A 16,933-nucleotide genomic window follows, 5' to 3' on the forward strand; every position below is an offset into this window, starting at 1 on the left:
CAGATCAGCACCTTGATAAGCTGAGTTAGAGGGCGAGCGTCATGCTGAAGTTAACCAACACTTGAGCTTGGCCCTGTGCTTTATCCGTCGCATTCAAAAAACGCTTATGTTCATTACGACGAATACTGCGAAATCCCTGTTTCTCAAAAAAAGGTCGCGCGAGATAGGATGCTTCAACCGTTAATCGTTTCAGCGCTAAGATTTTAACTTCTTCAAACAACGCAAAATACAAAGAGGTAGCCACCCCAGAACGGGCATATTCTGGATGAACAAACAAGCATTCCACTTCGGCAGCGGCTTCAACATCGCTGTCGGCGCCTATCTTAAGATTGATAAAACCAACCAGCATATTATCGGTTTCGGCAACCCAAATAGTGGTTCCCTGTAAGCGTTCAAGCCAATAACTCTCGCTGCGGGTCTCACCTTCGATATAAGCCCATGCTGAGCGCTCGGCGAAGGAGTAAAACTCACCAGAACCTTGCATTACACTCGCCTCAAAGATTGCCGCCAACTGCGAGACATCCGATGGCGTAAATAGTCGAATCTTCATTCTCAGCCCTCCATCTTGAATCATTAATTGACTTAGATTAACCGAATTCTAATTTAAGCTAAACAGTGCTTATTTAGTTAAATAGTGTCACTAAACGGCGTTAAGCTAATGTTTTACTGTGGAATACCTTACATCACTTTCTAGCTGAAACCATAGTAAACGCGCGTTAAATATTCTTTCCTATATTCTTTTCCATATAGAAACCGGGGATCACTTGCCCAAGTTTTTGCTGATAACTGCGCTGTATTTGAATAAATCCCATCCGAGTAAACAACCCTTTAGAGAGATAAGATGCGTCCAAGCTCAAGCGCACATAGCCTTGTGCCTTAGCCCAAGCTTCTAAAACAAGATAAGCGCGCTCACCTAATCCCTGACCTTGATAATCTGGATGTATATATAAGCTATCTAAGTAACCTTGACGGGGGAAATGGGTTTCGACATTGATAAAACCGCAACAAACAGAAGAAGCAGTCGCTTCATCTATGGCTAAAACCACCCACGCCTTCGAGCGACGTAACCGTAAATCCCAATGTTTAGCCGATCTTGGCGCCGCAGACCAAGCCATAAGCTGCGCCTGCGCATAACGAACATGGGTAATGCTGTGCACGCAAAGGTGAAATAACTCACTCACTTCACGTGCATAACATGACTGATAAGGCTGGATCTCGAACTGTTCAAACGCCATCACTTGAGTGATCCCCTGCTGAGTAATAACGGCTAGAAAAATAGCCGCTATTTTGCCGCCTTTGTCCCCATCGAGATAGTCACAAACTCAGATTTAGCGGCATTGAACGCTAAAAACAAAAACGGCCTCGAAAGTATCGAAGCCGTTGAATTACAGAGGCACTCAGGTTAGCGCACTCGATACTGCTGACTATTTCTTATCGATTTGGCCAACAAATAACAGTTTATCAAAGGTGCGGTTCAAGGTTTTGCTGGTGAATTCGTTCATCCACATTTGCTCAACCACAGCCACTTTATCGCCTTTGCTCACTTCAGTTTGAGGACCCGCGGCCCAAAAAGTGGTATCAGCTTCTTTAATCTGTACGTAGGTGTAACCACCACCGTTCATCGTATCAACAACAGTACCTTCGTGGGTGACACCCTGAGCCCAAGCACTTGACATGCCTAACGCTAAAGTCGCTACTGCCGCTAATTTTACCCATTTTGCCATCATGCCTGCGTTCCTTTTGTTTTGCTAATATGCTGCATTAAAGCACGCTAAAAACAATAAATCGCTAATCTCTATCACGAAATACAACACTTATCGCAAAAGCAATATTTTTCTTAAAAGAAGGGAACTCATTTCAACAGCGGTTTTAGCATGCCTTCTAAGCCATTAAGTTTGATTTCGTACATTAGGGCTAATTGCTCACCAAGTTTCCCTTGAGGAAAACCTTGCTTATGGAACCACACCAAATAAGGTTCGGGTAATTCGAGCAACTTACGTCCAGCGTACTTACCAAAGGGCATTTTTTGATTAACAGCATCAATAAGGAGTTGCTGATCCATAGGTTGTTATCTCATACAGAACGTCACGATAATCCTACGGATGCTACAACATAAGCGAACGAATGTCGCCGTTAACTCACGCAAAAGTGACTATATACCCAAGGGCTAAAATACGCGCTAGCTAACACCTAAAAGGCATTCTCACACGAATATTAAGCGATAATTTTTAACAGATTAGGCCCTAAATTAGCGCAGGGAGCATACTGAAAACCATATTCACTACATAAGCGCTCATGTTCACCATGGGCGGTCATACTGACACAAGTTCCCGCACTCGCATGGTCATCAACAAAGGCCATCACCCGCTCAAGTATTATCTTTGCTAGCCCATAGGATTGGTATTCGGGTAAGACAATAAAATCTTCAATCATCAAATGCCCGGGCTTGTTGCCATAAACACACGCCGTTGCCAATAGATTAGACTTAGCGGCCCCAGCGCCTACATGTTCCAATTCAGTCTTGTCACTTAATCGAATAGAGACCCAGAACAATGCCTGTACATCCGCAAGTTCAACGCCAATAGAAGGGAGGCCAACTGTGGCCCGCAGATTAAGTAGTTCATGAAATAACGGTGCAGTTTCAACGAGTTCAAACTTAATAGGCATAATAGTTTTGATATCCATTTGGCATCCCTTCTCCATGGTTGAAATTTCAAGCGATTTAGACGTCAGTCTATAGAGATGATAAAGCCAGCATTTGGCAGTTTGATGACAAGTGCCTCACCAAACAAGACCACTTTCGACTGAGAAGCTGATAATTTACCCAGATCAGTTAATAACATTTAGAAATATAAAATTAACATTTGTACCGAGGAAGAAATAAAAAACTACACCCTAAGTCCTATGCACAGTTACCGAACACCACAAACAAACCTTTTAGCTGACGGATAACAGATAAAACAATGTAAAACCAATAAGATAAAAAAACATTTTTATAAATCCCTCGTCTCATCTTTTTTGTCAAATTAACGGCATATGACCAGATACTGACAGAAAAACGCCTACGACAATTTAATTAAAAAACGTCAAAAATCAGCCAATTGACCGAGATTAACATTAGGCTTACATTCGATTTCGGACATCAATGCGGATAGCTCCAAACACATCAACTCGCTGCACAAGGGTCATCAAAAGAATTAAGGAATGCGTCATGATAGTCTTAATCGGTGGAGAAAAAGGCGGCAGCGGTAAAAGTTGCTTGGCCCAAAATATAGCGGTATTTTTAACCACAGAATGTAACGCCTCGGTCATTATGGTGGACTGCGATCCCCAGCGCACTACCTCTGACTGGATCCATGCAAGAAACAACAATCCGCAACTGGCCAGCATCAATTGCGTGCAGCTTTACGGTAAGATCCGTAATGACTTACTCAGTCTTGAGCAACACTATGATGTCGTTCTCGTCGACTGCGGTGGTCAAGATAACCTAGCGCTACGAGCAACCATGTCAGTCGCCTCTTACATTTTAATGCCCTTAAGACCTAAGCGCCGCGATTTAAAAACTGTGTGTCACATGGACGATATCGTCGCGACGTGTAAGATGATTAATCCCAAATTACAGGCTTCTTTTGTGATCACCCAATGTCCAAGTCTCCCCAATCAAGCTAACCGAATTTTAGAGGCCAAAGAAGTCTGTAAAACCTATGATATCCATGTCCTTGACGCGATAACATATTGCCGCAATGTTTATGATGACAGTGAAGAATCAGGATTATCGGTAATTGAAATCGAGTCCGCAGGAAAAGCAGCCGAAGAAATTCGCACTATCGCCTGCGAACTATTCCAAGTCGATTGTGCTGCCAGCTTAGCCAATCTCCTACATCCCGCGATACACGCTCAGGGAGTGAGTCAAATGCATCATCATTTGACCCATCAAACTCAATCCACTCACACGACTACTCAACGAAGGGGGCAAAATGGGACTCAGCGATCTCAAGAAAAACGCTATGTCATCTAGCAGCTTACAGCACTCGCTTTCGTTAGATGAGTTTATTGAGGCGGCAAACTTGTACGCAATGGGACAAAGTCTGAATAAGATAAAAAGCAATCTAGATCATAAAGCAGATGCAATTGTCACAAAAAACACAGGCTCACAGGCAAATCACATCACAACTGACATGGCCCAGAGCCATTCCAATGTGTTGAGCTTGCACAAACAAAGCCTAGAAACAAACGTATTATTCCCGACAAAAGTAGAAACTAAAACACACTATCGCAAAGCAACATTTTCCCTCAGTGAAGCGGCTATAACCCATCTTGCTACACTGGCAGAAGAAAGCAGTATACCCAAATCAAAGCTGCTCCGACTCTTGATTGAGCAACACTTCGACCTACCTATTGCCTTGAGGCAATTACGAGAACAACAACGCCAAAACCGTTAACGATTCGCACTACTCCCACCCTTTTCCGGTAACTTAGCTAAGATCGAGTTACCGGCTTTTTACTCAAAAAGTAAAAAACACAATAAAAAACATCATAAAAATCGCGGCATAAGTTCTGATCCCACCTATCCTTAAATATACATAATGCTGAATTAATGATATTAACTCAGAGTCAATACGTAACATTAAGGTGTTATTTTTGTTAAACCGGATCAGATTTATTTTTCTTTGTTTAACCGCTGCGATAATGATGCCCTGTTACGCAGAATTTTCATTGGCACAAATCCCGCCGCTAACAAACAAAACACCTATCACTTTGGTCGCTGAAAAAGGATTTTGGACCGACTATTTAACCCAAGAAATGTTGCCTAAATTCACCGCAAAAACCGGCGTAAAAGTGCAAGTGGTCAGTACTGAATTAGAGGATATGTTTAACTTACAGACCCAGAATTTACTTCAAGGTTCAGGCAAATACGATTTACTTACAATGGAAGCGGGCTGGGCTAAAGAATGGGCTGCCAATGGTTATACAGTGCCCTTAATTGAACTCGCTAAACTTTACGATCCCGATGGCGAAAAGGCCATGGAGAAATACCTAGAACCCTATTACCCATCGCTACTTAACATCTTGTCCTATCAAGGTGAAATCCATGCTATTCCCTATAACAATTATGTTATGGGAAATCATTATCGAGCAGATCTCTTTGATAATAAAACTGAAAAAGCTCACTTTCTGCGTCAGTTTGGCTATCCACTCGCACCAGCAAAAACCTTAACAGAGTTACGAGATCAAGCTCAGTTCTTCACTCGTAAAGCAGGCACTATATTGGCGGATAAAAATACTGACTCATGACTTTTACGGTCTAGCGCTAATGTCGGGTGATAAACCCCATATTAACGATGAATTCTCTAGCATGATTTGGAGCTTAGGTGGCACTTGGATGCAGCCCGTCTATAACAGCCAGAAACAGATCTCCCATTTTGCAGTGCCCACCATCAACCATGAAGCCATTGAAGCAGCCAAGCAATATCGCGAATTAATGCCCTATGCCGTTCCCGCTAACGAGCAGTTTGCTTTCAATGAAGCAGCTAATGCTATTGCGACAGGTCAAGCGGCAATGTGGCCTTTTGCCTACAATAATCTGTGGTATAAATCATTTAAAGTTGAACAGAACATTCTCGGCGCGCGTCTAGCCGTAAGCCAAGTGCCTGGCGGTTATCCCTACAATGGCGCTTATGCCTTTGCCGTTAGCTACGACAGCAAAAACCCTCAAGCTGCCTATTGGCTGCTCAAATATATGGGCACCTATGAGGCACAACATGCCTATGCTATGGGGGGGGGTAATCCCTGTCGTATGGATGTAGTAACAGCCCCAGAATTTAAAGATGAATCTTTAAGAGGCATAGCAGGCGCATTTGAGGCAAGCCACATAGCCAATATGTTTTGGTCTACTAAGGTCTTATCCTTTGGGCATTTCACCAGTACTGCCATGGGACAAATTTACCCTGAACTCAGCCACGCCTGTTTTAGCGCAAGCCGCAGACCCGCTAACAGTGAAGATATTTTCATTAAATTAAGTGCAGAGATAAAACACCTCCAAAATACCTATGGAGAGGTACCTGCTATTGACAAAGAAAATAATGCCAAGCACTAAACCACTGAAAAGTTTGAAACAAAAAATAACCTCAGCCTTCTATATCATAGTGGGCATGGCGCTATTAAATGGTGTTGTCGCCATACTACTGTCACAGCAACTCAAATCAGAAATTGAACACTTAGTCGGGGTAGATGTGGTAAAAGTCACCACTGCGCTGCAACTGGCAAAAAACAGTGAAAAACTACAAATCATTACTGCACGATTGAATAATTATTATGATGAAAAACAAAGAACTAGCCTGTTAGACGAACTTTCTGCACAATGGGAATTACTCATCAATGACTCACGACTACTGGCCTCAATAGAAACTTCTACTGTCAATAAGCAAGAATTAAATCACGCCTTAGATACTCAACTGTATTACTTACAACAACTGCCATTACTCAACACGTTAACCGATACTGCCTTACAAGCCAATTCACAGGCAGCCAATATTCAAGCCAACTTAACGTCAATGGCGTCGGGATTTAGCGATGAAATGCAAACCCAATTTCAGCGTATTAATACGGACTCTGAACGTCAGCTTAAGCTGAGAAACGTTGACCAGATTGCTTTAAATATCAATACCAATCAGCAGCTATCTTTATTTAGTCATCTAGGAGAACACTTATTTACCCAGTTAACTCAAGTGAATATCATCGACAATCTAGTTGAACTAAACCAAACCCAAAGAGATGCTATGCGACTGCTGTTAAGCATGGAGGCTATGCTTGATAGTATCGGTGGCGATAAAAACTTATATTTTAATTTGTTATCACAAATAAAACAGACCATGGTCGGTGAAGACAACCTCTTTGAACTTTCTCGCAAAGCAATTAGAAGCACTCATATCGCCAATGCGCATTTAGAATACCAAGCTGATGCCGCACAAATCGTTGCGACCTATACGCAGGATCTCGTTAACCAAGTTGAAAATGAAATTCAGCAAACAGGCCGCGGACTTAAAAACGATAGCACCGCATTTATCGTATTAATTTTCTGCAGTGGCATCTTATATTGCTTCTTCATCTGGCTCACTAGTTGGCACTTTATCACTAAGGGAATCATCAAGCCTGTCATGGCGACTCGAGATGCAATGAATGCCATTGCCAATGAAAAACTCGACGCCAGAATGCCTGTCACTGATAACTTAGAGCTCCAGCAAATGGTCAGCTCCTTAGAGACATTAAAAAGCTACGCAGCTCAGGTTAAAGGCATGGCCGAAACCGACGGATTAACTGGCTGCTATAATCGCCGCTATTTAGATTTACAACTCCAAAAAGAATTAGAGTATGCAAGGGACCACAACATGCCCCTAGGTATAATTCTGTTTGATATTGATAATTTTAAACAATTTAACGACAGGTATGGTCATGTCGCAGGCGATCAATGTCTTAAGAAAATCGTTAATGCCACCAAATCGATCTTGAAACAACCCACTTACATGCTTGCCCGCTATGGCGGAGAGGAGTTCATGATAGTACTACCATCGAGCAATCTCGAGGAGGCATATCATTTTGCTGAAGTATTACGCAATAAAATCATCAGTTTAACAATACCACATGAAGACTCCCCCCATGACGGCATACTGACCATCAGCGCTGGTATTACTTGCTGGGAGCGATCACAACCTATGGATACGAATAGCTTAATTAATCAAGCTGATGAGGCTCTCTATCACGCCAAACTAACAGGTCGTAATCGTACAGAGACACGACTAAACCAACCTGTTCGCTATTCCTAACCATAAAATGCGGCGACTGTTCAGTTTCTTTTTTCAGCAGAGGATTGAGTTAAGCTAACTTCACCCCCATTAGCTAATACTAAGTTAATCAGGATTAAGTCAGGGAAGTATGCTCGCTATTGTTATCACGCTTATCCTAGGAATTGGCGCAATTACCTGGCTACTGTCGAGTCGTTGGCGCAGGACCTTACATCGTCGACGAGTCACGATGAAACCTTTTCCAAAAGAATGGCGCAGCATTCTCAAAAAAAGACTGCCTTACTTCCATGCTCTACCCGCAGATCTACAACTGCAACTCAAACGGCATATCCAAATTTTCATCGATGAAAAAGTCTTTATCGGCTGCGATAATTTTGAGATCACGGATGAAGTAAGAGTCACTATCGCGGCCCAAGCCTGTCTACTGCTACTCAATCGTAAAACCGACTTTTACCCCAAACTGAAACAGATTTTGGTCTATCCCGATGCCTTTATCGTCAATAATCAACATAAAGACACTAGCGGTATCGTGTGGGAACAACGCAATGTGCTGGCAGGGGAATCATGGGAATACGGTAAAGTTGTGCTCTCATGGAGAAATACTTTAGACGGCGCCGCCGATCCCCATGATGGTAATAATGTCGTAATCCATGAGTTTGCCCATCAGCTCGATCAAGAAGATGGCCAAGCCAATGGCGCACCCATTCTGCAGCATTTTGCCGACTACAGCACTTGGTCTGAAGTGCTAAGTAGGGAATTTACCCAATTACAACACAGTGCAAATTTTGGCACCCCCTCATTATTTAATTATTATGGAGCGACTAATCCCGCTGAGTTTTTTGCCGTCATCACCGAAGTCTTTTTTGAGAAACCAGAGGATTTTTACCAACAACACCCAGACTTGTATAGAGAACTGAGCCGCTTTTATCAACTCGATCCGATAAACTGGCATTAACCCATAAAAGTAGAGGCACGTAAAATGCTCAAAGACACTCATGCATTCTCAGCTAAAGGTTCCAATATTAATCGCGCTACCTCGGGGTTACTGCTCAGTGCGTTAATGCTTGGCGGCCTTAATGTAAGCGTACAGGCGCAGGACTCGCCAACACAAAGCGCTCAAACGACTTCGAATCCTGATCAACAAGCGGCGGGTCACGTATTAGATTTACTCAACCAATATTCAAGCGATGCCAATTGGGATAAATACTTTGCCCTGTACCGAAAAGACGGCATTTTTATTGGCACGGATGCGAGTGAGCGTTGGGGAATGGCGGAATTTGAACGTTACTCGCGCCCCACAAAAGGTTGGCGCTATGATTTAACTGAGCGTCATTTAATCCAACACGGCAATGTCATATTGTTTGACGAGTTATTAAATAGTCCAGCCTATGGCGTCAGTCGAGGAACTGGCACTTTAATCAAAACCAATGGCAACTGGGAAATAGCGCAATACCATTTAAGCTTCCCCATTCCTAATGAGGTAGCTAAGCAAATAACTGCCGAGATTAAAGCCGCAAACAAACAATAGCGCAGCACTCCCAAAAATACGGTTTGAAAGAGTGCAATTTCGAAAGAATACAGCTTGAAATAAAATCACTTAAAAAGCAATCACTTAAGTTATACCACTATCTCAGGGACACAGTAAAACACACATTAGCTAATTGGGAGAAGTGGATGAAACTTTGAAAATCCACGTCTTCAAATGCCCTTTCCGAAGGGCCCCTATCCGCGTAATAAAACCCGATCACTTTACTATCGACTAATAATGGCGCCAATAAAAAGCCTTGACGTGACACATGTCGCGCTTGTAATTCTTTACACTGCTCTTGCCATTTCTTAGAGCTAGGATCATCTACCCAAAGCGGTAACTTATGCTCCATCGCTTGGTAAAATAATCCCCGCCTATCGCTCAAATCGATAATAAACTCTTGCTTAATAGCATCTGCATCACGACCTAATATCACTCTAGGTTGAAGTTGTTTACGGCTTGGCGACAATAACAGCACGCCGCACCGGTCAACACCAACGCCCTCAAGTATACCTTCGAGAACCGTTTGCATGATTTGGTTAAAATCGGCTTTATTAATGGCGAAGCCTGTAAGTTCTCGTAGCTTAGCTAACTGAATATTCAAGTTAACTTGATAGACAGGCATATCTAACGGAATGGGAAGTGGAACAGGTTTAGCTGTGACCATACGCTTGGGATCAGGTAGATAGTCTAGCAACACCTTAGCACCATATACTTCAGCTAACTTATGGGTCGCATTCGCGCAGCGTTGCATCCGCACCATAAACTCATTTTCTTCTAGTCCAGTAAAACTCGCCGCTTGCGTGATACGTTTCCCTAATTCCTGCTTATCAAGATTAGGTTGAGATAAAATATCGCAGAGCTTATCCGCAATAAAAATAGACCGAATTTCAGGTCTTTGGTCTTCAGGATTATTAACTGCATGGACCAACAGTTCTCCCAATCCCCAATTGCGGGCAATACTTTGAGTTAATAGTGAAAAAGAAGTGCCGAGGGCTTCGCGGGTTATACTTCGTTCCTCTGCTGGCGTTACACATTCACGCAGTTTTAGATCTAACTCTTCGGTGAACTCACCACCAATACTCCAAAAAGCACTCTCACCTATGTGATACAGTAAAGAGGCTATAAAAGCTTCCTCCTGCATTTCTTCGTCATAATGGCTCAACATCATCCGTGCAATCATGGCGGCTTGAAATGCTTTAGCCATCAACTTTATTAATCTTTGATATACGTTAGGTGCCAAATTTTTACTCTCTAACAAGCTTGAGAGTAACTTGGCTGTGATACAAATATTTCGCACCGCATCAAAACCAAGCACTATAGCCGCTCGGCTGACAGTAGAGATTTGGCTACTACCTTTATGGTAAATAGCGCTATTAGCAACTCGAAGAATACGAGAGGTTAAGGCGTTATCGTGCATCACGCTACGCCCGAGTAATGCGAGAGAGGAAACGTCATCCTTGGCGAGCTTTTCTAGCGATTTAACAGTCGAACACAGTGCTGGCATTTCCAATTCACTGATCCGATTTGTCCAATAATCGACCCCTTTATTAGTATTGTTATTAGGCTTCAACCTAAAGTTACCTTAGCGATATAATCTTGTTGTTTTTAGTATAGATAAACGCAAACATTTCGCCTGTTGTCTAAAGCTTGTTTTAGCAAATCATTCATTAATTGCTTAATAATTCAACATTAAGCAATATCTGCCGATAAAAATGCCCAAGACAAAGCTCGGGCATTTCAGTAAAACAGGAAATCAATCCACACTTAGGCTTTGAGGTACTGCTTAACAACACGCAACACTTTATCTATATCCTGACGGCTGATATCTTTATGAGTCACAAGCCGAAGTGTACGCCCTGGGCTTATCAGGATGCCTTCCGCTCGACAGTGTTTAGCCAATAAGTTCGCATCAATATGGGGTGCTAATGTAACAAATAACATATTTGTTTGTACTGCGGCTAAATTGACGTCGAACTCACTGAATTCTGCCAACTGCCGAGCTAAGTACGCCGCATTGTCATGATCTTCACTCAGCCGTTGTACTTGCTCAGTTAAAGCAAGCTTACCCGCAGCGGCAAGTATCCCAGCTTGACGCATGCCACCACCAAGCATTTTACGCCAACGAATGGCTTTCTTAATCAAGCGTTCATCACCTAAGAGTAATGAGCCGACTGGCGCACATAATCCTTTGGATAAACAAATCGACACTGAATCAAAGTGCGCCGTGATATCACTTATCGCGATATTCTGCGCCACCGCAGCATTGGCAACTCGCGCACCATCTAAATGAATTTTTAACCCGCGATTAAAGGCTAATGCCTGCACGTCCGCCAAATAGCTTTGCGGGAGAACCTTACCGCCAATCGTATTCTCTAAACTAAGCAAACGAGTACGAGCAAAATGGATATCATCAGGCTTAATTGCGGCTTCAATGTCAGCTAATGCAATAGTGCCATCTAATTGATTCATTAAAGGTTGAGGTTGAATGCTGCCTAGGACAGCGGCGCCGCCGCCCTCGAACTTATAATTGTGAGCCTGCTGACCGCACAGGTACTCATCTCCACGATCACAATGGGCCATCAAAGCCAATAAATTTGCTTGAGTACCCGAACAGGTAAATAATGCACTTTCAAAGCCAAACATCTCCGCAGCCATATCCTGCAAACTATTTACCGTAGGGTCATCACCGTAAACATCATCACCCACTTCGGCTCTGGACATGGCTAACCGCATGGCTGCTGTTGGCTGGGTAACAGTATCACTGCGTAAATCTATCATCTTGTCCTCAACTTAAAGTTTGGTTGGCGCATAATGGGCTCAAGACTCTAGCGCTAAAGGCTTATTTTGTATAGTTTATCGTCATACTTGTCGACAAATTTACCGATGTAGAACCTCGCTCATGCTTGAAGCAAGTATCGACATACTGACATCTACTAATAAAAACATAAATATACTCAAGATCTTGCCGATATCTATCTGTCGATGTATGGACGCTTGTACGCGTTTAGCTTGGCGAAAAGAGTCTTACTCGTTAGAATGCCACACTAAGATGGTCATGCTACAACAATGCGATCGCTTTAGTAATTTTGACTAATACTTATCGTTCAATAGGTGATTTGTAGTGAAAAACTCCCAATCTCGATGGATTCAGCTAGCGCTTTTGCTATTAAGTTTAAGCCTAACATCACAGGTATTTGCTTGGTCTGACACTGACCGAGATGGAGTGCCAGATATCAAAGATGCCTGTCCTAACACAGAGCCAAATACACCTGTTATGGCTAATGGTTGTGTGGAAGAAATCGCTGTGGAAATGACTGCATCACCAGTTTGCGATATGAGTCATTCAAATGCTGAGTTAAACACAGATTGTCATAATATTTCTGCAGCTATGGTGTATTTTGAATTTGCCATTGCCGAGGTTGACTTTTCTCAATGGAAAACTTTAGCCTTAGTAAAAGCATTCTTAGAAATAAATGATGCTGAATTAACCTTAGTAGGCCACACAGATATCGTTGGTACACCAGAGTTTAATTATCAACTATCACTTCAACGGGCTCAAAATGTAAAACGTATTTTGGTTGAAGATTATGGCTTTAATCCAAATCGCTTTACCGTAATGGGTAAAGGTATATCTGAACCTGTAGCGGACAACCGTTCTAGCGAAGGGCGCAGTTTAAATCGACGAGTAGAATTTATCGTCAATAATAAATAGTTTTTGTTAGCGTATATTTAGGGAGTTATTCAATGGAAAACCTCGAAGGTTTATTAAAGCAAGCACCAGATCTGATCGTGACTTATGGCTTAAAAACATTATTCGCCATTATCATCTTCTTTGTTGGTAAATACTTTGCGGGCGTAGCACAGAAGCTTGTTCGTAAATTACTTAACAGCCGTAAAGTTGATCCGACAGTCGTTTCATTTGTCGCTAACCTCGCTTGGGCAGTGGTATTTGTTTTCGCGGTTATTGCTACGTTAGGCCAAATTGGCGTACAAACCGCATCACTGGTAGCAGTTATCGGTGCTGCAGGTTTAGCAATAGGCTTAGCGCTACAAGGTTCTCTGTCTAATTTTGCATCGGGTGTGTTAATGGTGTTATTCCGCCCTTGCCGCGTAGGTGACTATATTGAAGCTGCAGGTATCGCCGGCACTGTTGATGAAATAACCATATTCTCAACCAAGCTTCGCACTCCTGATAATAAAGTTATCGTAGCGCCAAACTCATCTATCATGAATGGCACTATCACTAACTACTCAGCAATGGATAGTCGTCGTATCGATTTAGTGATTGGTGTATCTTATTCCGCTGATATCGCACTCACTAAAAAAGTATTGACCGATATTTTAGATAACAACCAGTATGTGTTAAAAGATCCAGCATATACAGTTGGACTTTCTGAATTGGCTAGCTCTTCAATCAATTTCGTGGTTCGTCCTTGGGTAAAAACATCTGATTATTGGACTGCACGTTTCCAACTGCTTGAGCAAATAAAAAATGCATTAGACGCTGCAGATATCGGTATTCCATTTCCACAAATGGATATCCATGTCAAAGAATTGCCACTAAGCAAATAACAATTAGTGGATAAAAAAGGTCGGTAATTACCGACCTTTTTTTATGGTTCTACGCATCATTTTAGCGTACCTTAATGGACAGATATTAGCAAAGGCACAGATATTCATGTGTGAGGGAATCCAATGCAAAAATATGTTTCATTTTTAGCAGCAAGCTGTATTTATAGCCTAGTTCTGATGAGCCCCAGTACAATCGCCAGTGAGAAAACACAGGTTTTAATGGGTGAAAAAACAGTTACCTTAGAAGGGAAAAGACCAAAATTGTCGCAAATGGCACCGGGGTTTAAAGTCGTTGATGAGCATTTCACGCCAGTGATGCTAAGTGATTTTAAGGGTAAAACTGTACTGATAAGTGCCGTGCCAAGCCTAGATACAGGTGTTTGCGCACTGCAGACGAAGCGCTTCAACAGCGAAGTTGGCCATTTTTCCGATGATGTCATCATGCTAACGATCAGTACCGATTTACCCTTCGCACAAAAGCGTTTCTGTAAAGTGGAAAACGTAGATAAAATCAAAGTGCTATCAGATAGCGTGTGGCGTGATTTTGGTGAAAAGTATGGTTTGTTAATTCAAGATTACGGCTTGCTGGCTAGAGCCATTTTCATCATAGATGCAGAAGGCAAGCTCCAATACCAAGAGTTAGTACCAAACATCACAGAGCATCCTAACTATGATGCTGCCCTTGAAGCCTTGAAAATCCTTCAAGCCCAGCAGTAATTTACCGCTAAAAACAGGGCAGCCTTAGCTGCCCTTTTGTTTAACGGTTCTATTTCTACGATTTGGTTTTACGATTTAATGTGTATGCTGATCGCCACTGGATTGGTAGTCAAAGGTTGGCATAGACCAATGATATCGCAGCGCCAACATCCGTAAGCTAAAACCAACGCTTAAACAAATAACCAGATTAATCCATTCCGTTAACTGATAGGCTTTTAAGACGATATACAAGCCTGCCGTCAGTAGTGAAATCACCGCATAGAGTTCTTTCTTAAAAATCAAAGGCACTTGGTTACACAGAATATCGCGGATAACGCCACCAAAGACACCTGTGACCAATCCCATGACTACGGCAATTGTTGGGCTAAATCCCAGCATTAACGTCTTTTGTGCGCCCACGATGGAGAATACGGCTAAGCCTAAGGCATCAATAGCCAAAAATAACTTAGACAGATAACGCATCACAGGGGCGATAGCGACAGTGAGCAAAGAAGCGAATGCAATCGCAATAAGGTAATGCACATGCTCAACCCAAATTAAGGGGTAATTTCCGAGCATCATATCCCTTAGTGTACCGCCACCAATTGCCGTTGCGCAGCCAATGATCACCACACCAAACAAATCCATCTGCTTGCGGCCAGCCGCCAGAGCGCCCGTCATCGCCTCGGCAATAATCCCAATCAGCCAAAGTAATCCAATAATCTGCGTCTCATGCATCTTTGCTACTACCAACAACTCAAAGAATTGATTCTGCCTGATAACCTCTCAGTTCTATAATGATTTTATTTTGAATTCATCATTAGAAAAATTAATTCATCATCTTATTAATAATCTGATGCAGATTCCTACAACCTTATTAAGTTATAGAATAAATATTATACAAAATAGTTAGTTATAAAAATGTCACCTTCACATTGTCATCTATGAAAATAGAATTTTTAATAAGTATTAATAACGTAAATCCAATCAGATGATAAATAACTGCAGATCTTCTAATACCGTAGACAAAAAGCATAAAAATCAACCACAAAAAAGCGGCCCTTAGGCCGCTTAATGTTCATTCAAACTGAATCAGAACTATTTAGTGTCAGGCTTAGGTGGATAATTTGCCATTACACTGCCCACTGCTTGATTGATGATCTGTACTCTTTCTTCTGGGGTATTTTTGTCGCGAATGGTATCGGCAACAGAACCACGCCAGATCAGTTTAGTGGTTTTATTATCAACCAAATCAATAATCAGGGTACCGACTTCATATTCTCTTACTGTGGTTTGGGTCTGCATATTGCCGCCCCAACCCCATCCTGGACCATAGTATGGGTTGTAGCCAAAATTACTATTGAAGGTATCAACATTAATCTTCTTATCAACTTTGGTCAGATAATTAACAAGTACATCAGCATCTTTTGCATCAACTAATGTCATCCCCTTACTCGCTAACTGGCTATTCACCGCTTCTCTGACCCGTTGATCCATCAAGCCATCTAGATGATATCCGGCAGAATCCGTTTTCTGAGCAACCCAAGCATAGGTTTTATATTGGGTAAAATTTGCGCTAGGGTCAAAATCCCAACCAGACTTCATCGAACTACAGGCACTGAGTGCCAACACAGCTAATGCTACAAAAATATTTTTCATCTTAATTTCCTCAGATGTTCGACCCGAACAAAGACAAGTATCAGAGATATGAATTTAGCTTACAGAGCAATAGCCTAATCTACAACTCAATTGATTAAAAAGCAGCATCTCATTCAGCTTGACTTCAGCAAAGCCAAAGATGATAATGATTATCAATTAAGATTTAAAGGGGTGTTGAAATGTACTGGTTTATTAGCGCGTTTATGGTTGCATCTGCCATTTTTTTCCTTGCACCAGAAAAAATTTCTCTCGAGGCGAATAACGCAAAAATTAAACGTCATTTGCCTACCAGTTTACTGATATTACCCCTCCTAGTGCTTGGCTGGTTGGTTATTGATACCATTGCTAATGGCACTAACTATGCCACAGTCGCCGCATTTGGTTTTGTTACAACAGCCTGCTTAATTGCATTACCTAAGTTACATAAATTTATTATGCCCAGTGCATTACTCACAGCTGTGGCGCTGATAGCCATGGTATTCATGCGAATGAATTAATCCTGAGCTTTAAGCTTACTTTTCAAAAATATGCTTACTTCCCTGCAAAGAGTTAGCATTTTGTATTGGCCACTTAAGGAGAATCCTCAAGTGGTCTTTTTTTACCTCCCAGAACCTCTGCAAATTTGATAAACTGAGTCGGTATAAGTCACCTTCTAATATCAATGAATGAAACC

The 16,933-nt window shown here is 42.1% G+C and carries 18 protein-coding genes and 1 pseudogene; 10 read left to right on the plus strand and 9 right to left on the minus strand.

The window, feature by feature from the left end:
* Positions 1 to 25: 25 nt before the first annotated feature.
* The 5 genes from L5M11_RS01255 to L5M11_RS01275 form a co-directional block, all read right to left on the minus strand.
* Positions 26 to 550 carry a GNAT family N-acetyltransferase gene (locus L5M11_RS01255; RefSeq protein ID WP_219250965.1) on the minus strand — a complete coding sequence of 175 codons (525 nt, stop codon included), beginning with the start codon at positions 548 to 550 and terminating at the stop codon, positions 26 to 28.
* A gap of 166 nt (positions 551 to 716) precedes the next feature.
* Positions 717 to 1,238 carry a GNAT family N-acetyltransferase gene (locus L5M11_RS01260; RefSeq protein WP_219250966.1) on the minus strand — a complete coding sequence of 174 codons (522 nt, stop codon included), beginning with the start codon at positions 1,236 to 1,238 and terminating at the stop codon, positions 717 to 719.
* A gap of 186 nt (positions 1,239 to 1,424) precedes the next feature.
* Entirely contained in the window at positions 1,425 to 1,727 is a 303-nt protein-coding gene (locus L5M11_RS01265) for a hypothetical protein (RefSeq protein ID WP_006082493.1), read from the minus strand.
* A 125-nt stretch (positions 1,728 to 1,852) separates the two neighbouring features.
* Complete coding sequence (locus L5M11_RS01270) at positions 1,853 to 2,062, minus strand: DUF3820 family protein (RefSeq protein ID WP_006082494.1); 210 nt, start codon at positions 2,060 to 2,062, stop codon at positions 1,853 to 1,855.
* A 152-nt stretch (positions 2,063 to 2,214) separates the two neighbouring features.
* Positions 2,215 to 2,685: a GNAT family N-acetyltransferase gene (locus L5M11_RS01275; protein ID WP_263191125.1), complete on the minus strand. Its 471-nt coding sequence runs from the start codon at positions 2,683 to 2,685 to the stop codon at positions 2,215 to 2,217.
* Positions 2,686 to 3,211: 526 nt separating this feature from the next.
* Between L5M11_RS01275 and L5M11_RS01280 the strand changes: the two genes are divergently transcribed.
* The 6 genes and pseudogenes from L5M11_RS01280 (at position 3,212) to L5M11_RS01305 (ending at position 9,330) form a co-directional block, all read left to right on the plus strand.
* Complete coding sequence (locus tag L5M11_RS01280) at positions 3,212 to 4,018, plus strand: AAA family ATPase (protein ID WP_263191126.1); 807 nt, start codon at positions 3,212 to 3,214, stop codon at positions 4,016 to 4,018.
* Complete coding sequence (locus L5M11_RS01285) at positions 3,978 to 4,442, plus strand: CopG family transcriptional regulator (protein WP_131523666.1); 465 nt, start codon at positions 3,978 to 3,980, stop codon at positions 4,440 to 4,442. The genes L5M11_RS01280 and L5M11_RS01285 overlap by 41 nt, the downstream gene beginning before the upstream one ends.
* A gap of 250 nt (positions 4,443 to 4,692) precedes the next feature.
* Positions 4,693 to 6,097: pseudogene (locus L5M11_RS01290) on the plus strand (ABC transporter substrate-binding protein).
* Complete coding sequence (locus tag L5M11_RS01295; protein WP_263191127.1) at positions 6,084 to 7,823, plus strand: GGDEF domain-containing protein; 1,740 nt, start codon at positions 6,084 to 6,086, stop codon at positions 7,821 to 7,823. The pseudogene L5M11_RS01290 and the gene L5M11_RS01295 overlap by 14 nt, the downstream one beginning before the upstream one ends.
* Positions 7,824 to 7,932: 109 nt before the next feature.
* Entirely contained in the window at positions 7,933 to 8,757 is an 825-nt protein-coding gene (locus tag L5M11_RS01300; RefSeq protein WP_263177622.1) for a zinc-dependent peptidase, read from the plus strand.
* A 24-nt stretch (positions 8,758 to 8,781) separates the two neighbouring features.
* Positions 8,782 to 9,330 (plus strand): nuclear transport factor 2 family protein, encoded by a 549-nt coding sequence (locus L5M11_RS01305; protein ID WP_263191128.1) that lies wholly within the window; start codon positions 8,782 to 8,784, stop codon positions 9,328 to 9,330.
* 97 nt (positions 9,331 to 9,427) lie between these two features.
* Here the strand turns inward: L5M11_RS01305 and L5M11_RS01310 are convergent, their stop codons facing one another.
* A complete protein-coding gene (locus tag L5M11_RS01310; protein ID WP_263191130.1) occupies positions 9,428 to 10,903 on the minus strand; it encodes an HDOD domain-containing protein in 1,476 nt (491 codons plus the stop codon).
* A 194-nt stretch (positions 10,904 to 11,097) separates the two neighbouring features.
* Entirely contained in the window at positions 11,098 to 12,111 is a 1,014-nt protein-coding gene (ltaE, locus tag L5M11_RS01315; RefSeq protein WP_263177620.1) for a low-specificity L-threonine aldolase, read from the minus strand.
* A 343-nt stretch (positions 12,112 to 12,454) separates the two neighbouring features.
* Between ltaE and L5M11_RS01320 the strand changes: the two genes are divergently transcribed.
* The 3 genes from L5M11_RS01320 (at position 12,455) to tpx (ending at position 14,622) form a co-directional block, all read left to right on the plus strand.
* Positions 12,455 to 13,045 (plus strand): OmpA family protein, encoded by a 591-nt coding sequence (locus L5M11_RS01320; protein ID WP_131523661.1) that lies wholly within the window; start codon positions 12,455 to 12,457, stop codon positions 13,043 to 13,045.
* Positions 13,046 to 13,077: 32 nt separating this feature from the next.
* Positions 13,078 to 13,905: a mechanosensitive ion channel family protein gene (locus L5M11_RS01325; protein WP_028761273.1), complete on the plus strand. Its 828-nt coding sequence runs from the start codon at positions 13,078 to 13,080 to the stop codon at positions 13,903 to 13,905.
* A gap of 123 nt (positions 13,906 to 14,028) precedes the next feature.
* Positions 14,029 to 14,622, plus strand: a complete 594-nt coding sequence (gene tpx / locus L5M11_RS01330; RefSeq protein WP_131523660.1) for a thiol peroxidase — start codon at positions 14,029 to 14,031, stop codon at positions 14,620 to 14,622.
* Between the two features lie 75 nt (positions 14,623 to 14,697).
* On the opposite strand, the gene L5M11_RS01335 is transcribed toward tpx, so the two are convergent.
* Together L5M11_RS01335 and L5M11_RS01340 are read right to left on the minus strand one after the other, a co-directional pair.
* The gene (locus L5M11_RS01335; RefSeq protein ID WP_028761275.1) at positions 14,698 to 15,339 is read right to left on the minus strand and encodes a trimeric intracellular cation channel family protein; all 642 of its coding nucleotides are present in this window, start codon (positions 15,337 to 15,339) and stop codon (positions 14,698 to 14,700) included.
* Positions 15,340 to 15,699: 360 nt separating this feature from the next.
* The gene (locus tag L5M11_RS01340; protein ID WP_028761276.1) at positions 15,700 to 16,260 is read right to left on the minus strand and encodes a DUF4136 domain-containing protein; all 561 of its coding nucleotides are present in this window, start codon (positions 16,258 to 16,260) and stop codon (positions 15,700 to 15,702) included.
* A gap of 179 nt (positions 16,261 to 16,439) precedes the next feature.
* On the opposite strand from L5M11_RS01340, the gene L5M11_RS01345 reads away from it, so the two are divergent.
* Positions 16,440 to 16,757, plus strand: coding sequence for a hypothetical protein (locus tag L5M11_RS01345; RefSeq protein ID WP_105253083.1), 318 nt, complete (start codon positions 16,440 to 16,442; stop codon positions 16,755 to 16,757).
* The last annotated feature ends 176 nt before the right edge of the window (positions 16,758 to 16,933 follow it).

The sequence above is a fragment of the Shewanella sp. SM87 genome (assembly GCF_025653705.1).
In the GTDB taxonomy this organism is placed as follows: domain Bacteria; phylum Pseudomonadota; class Gammaproteobacteria; order Enterobacterales; family Shewanellaceae; genus Shewanella; species Shewanella oncorhynchi.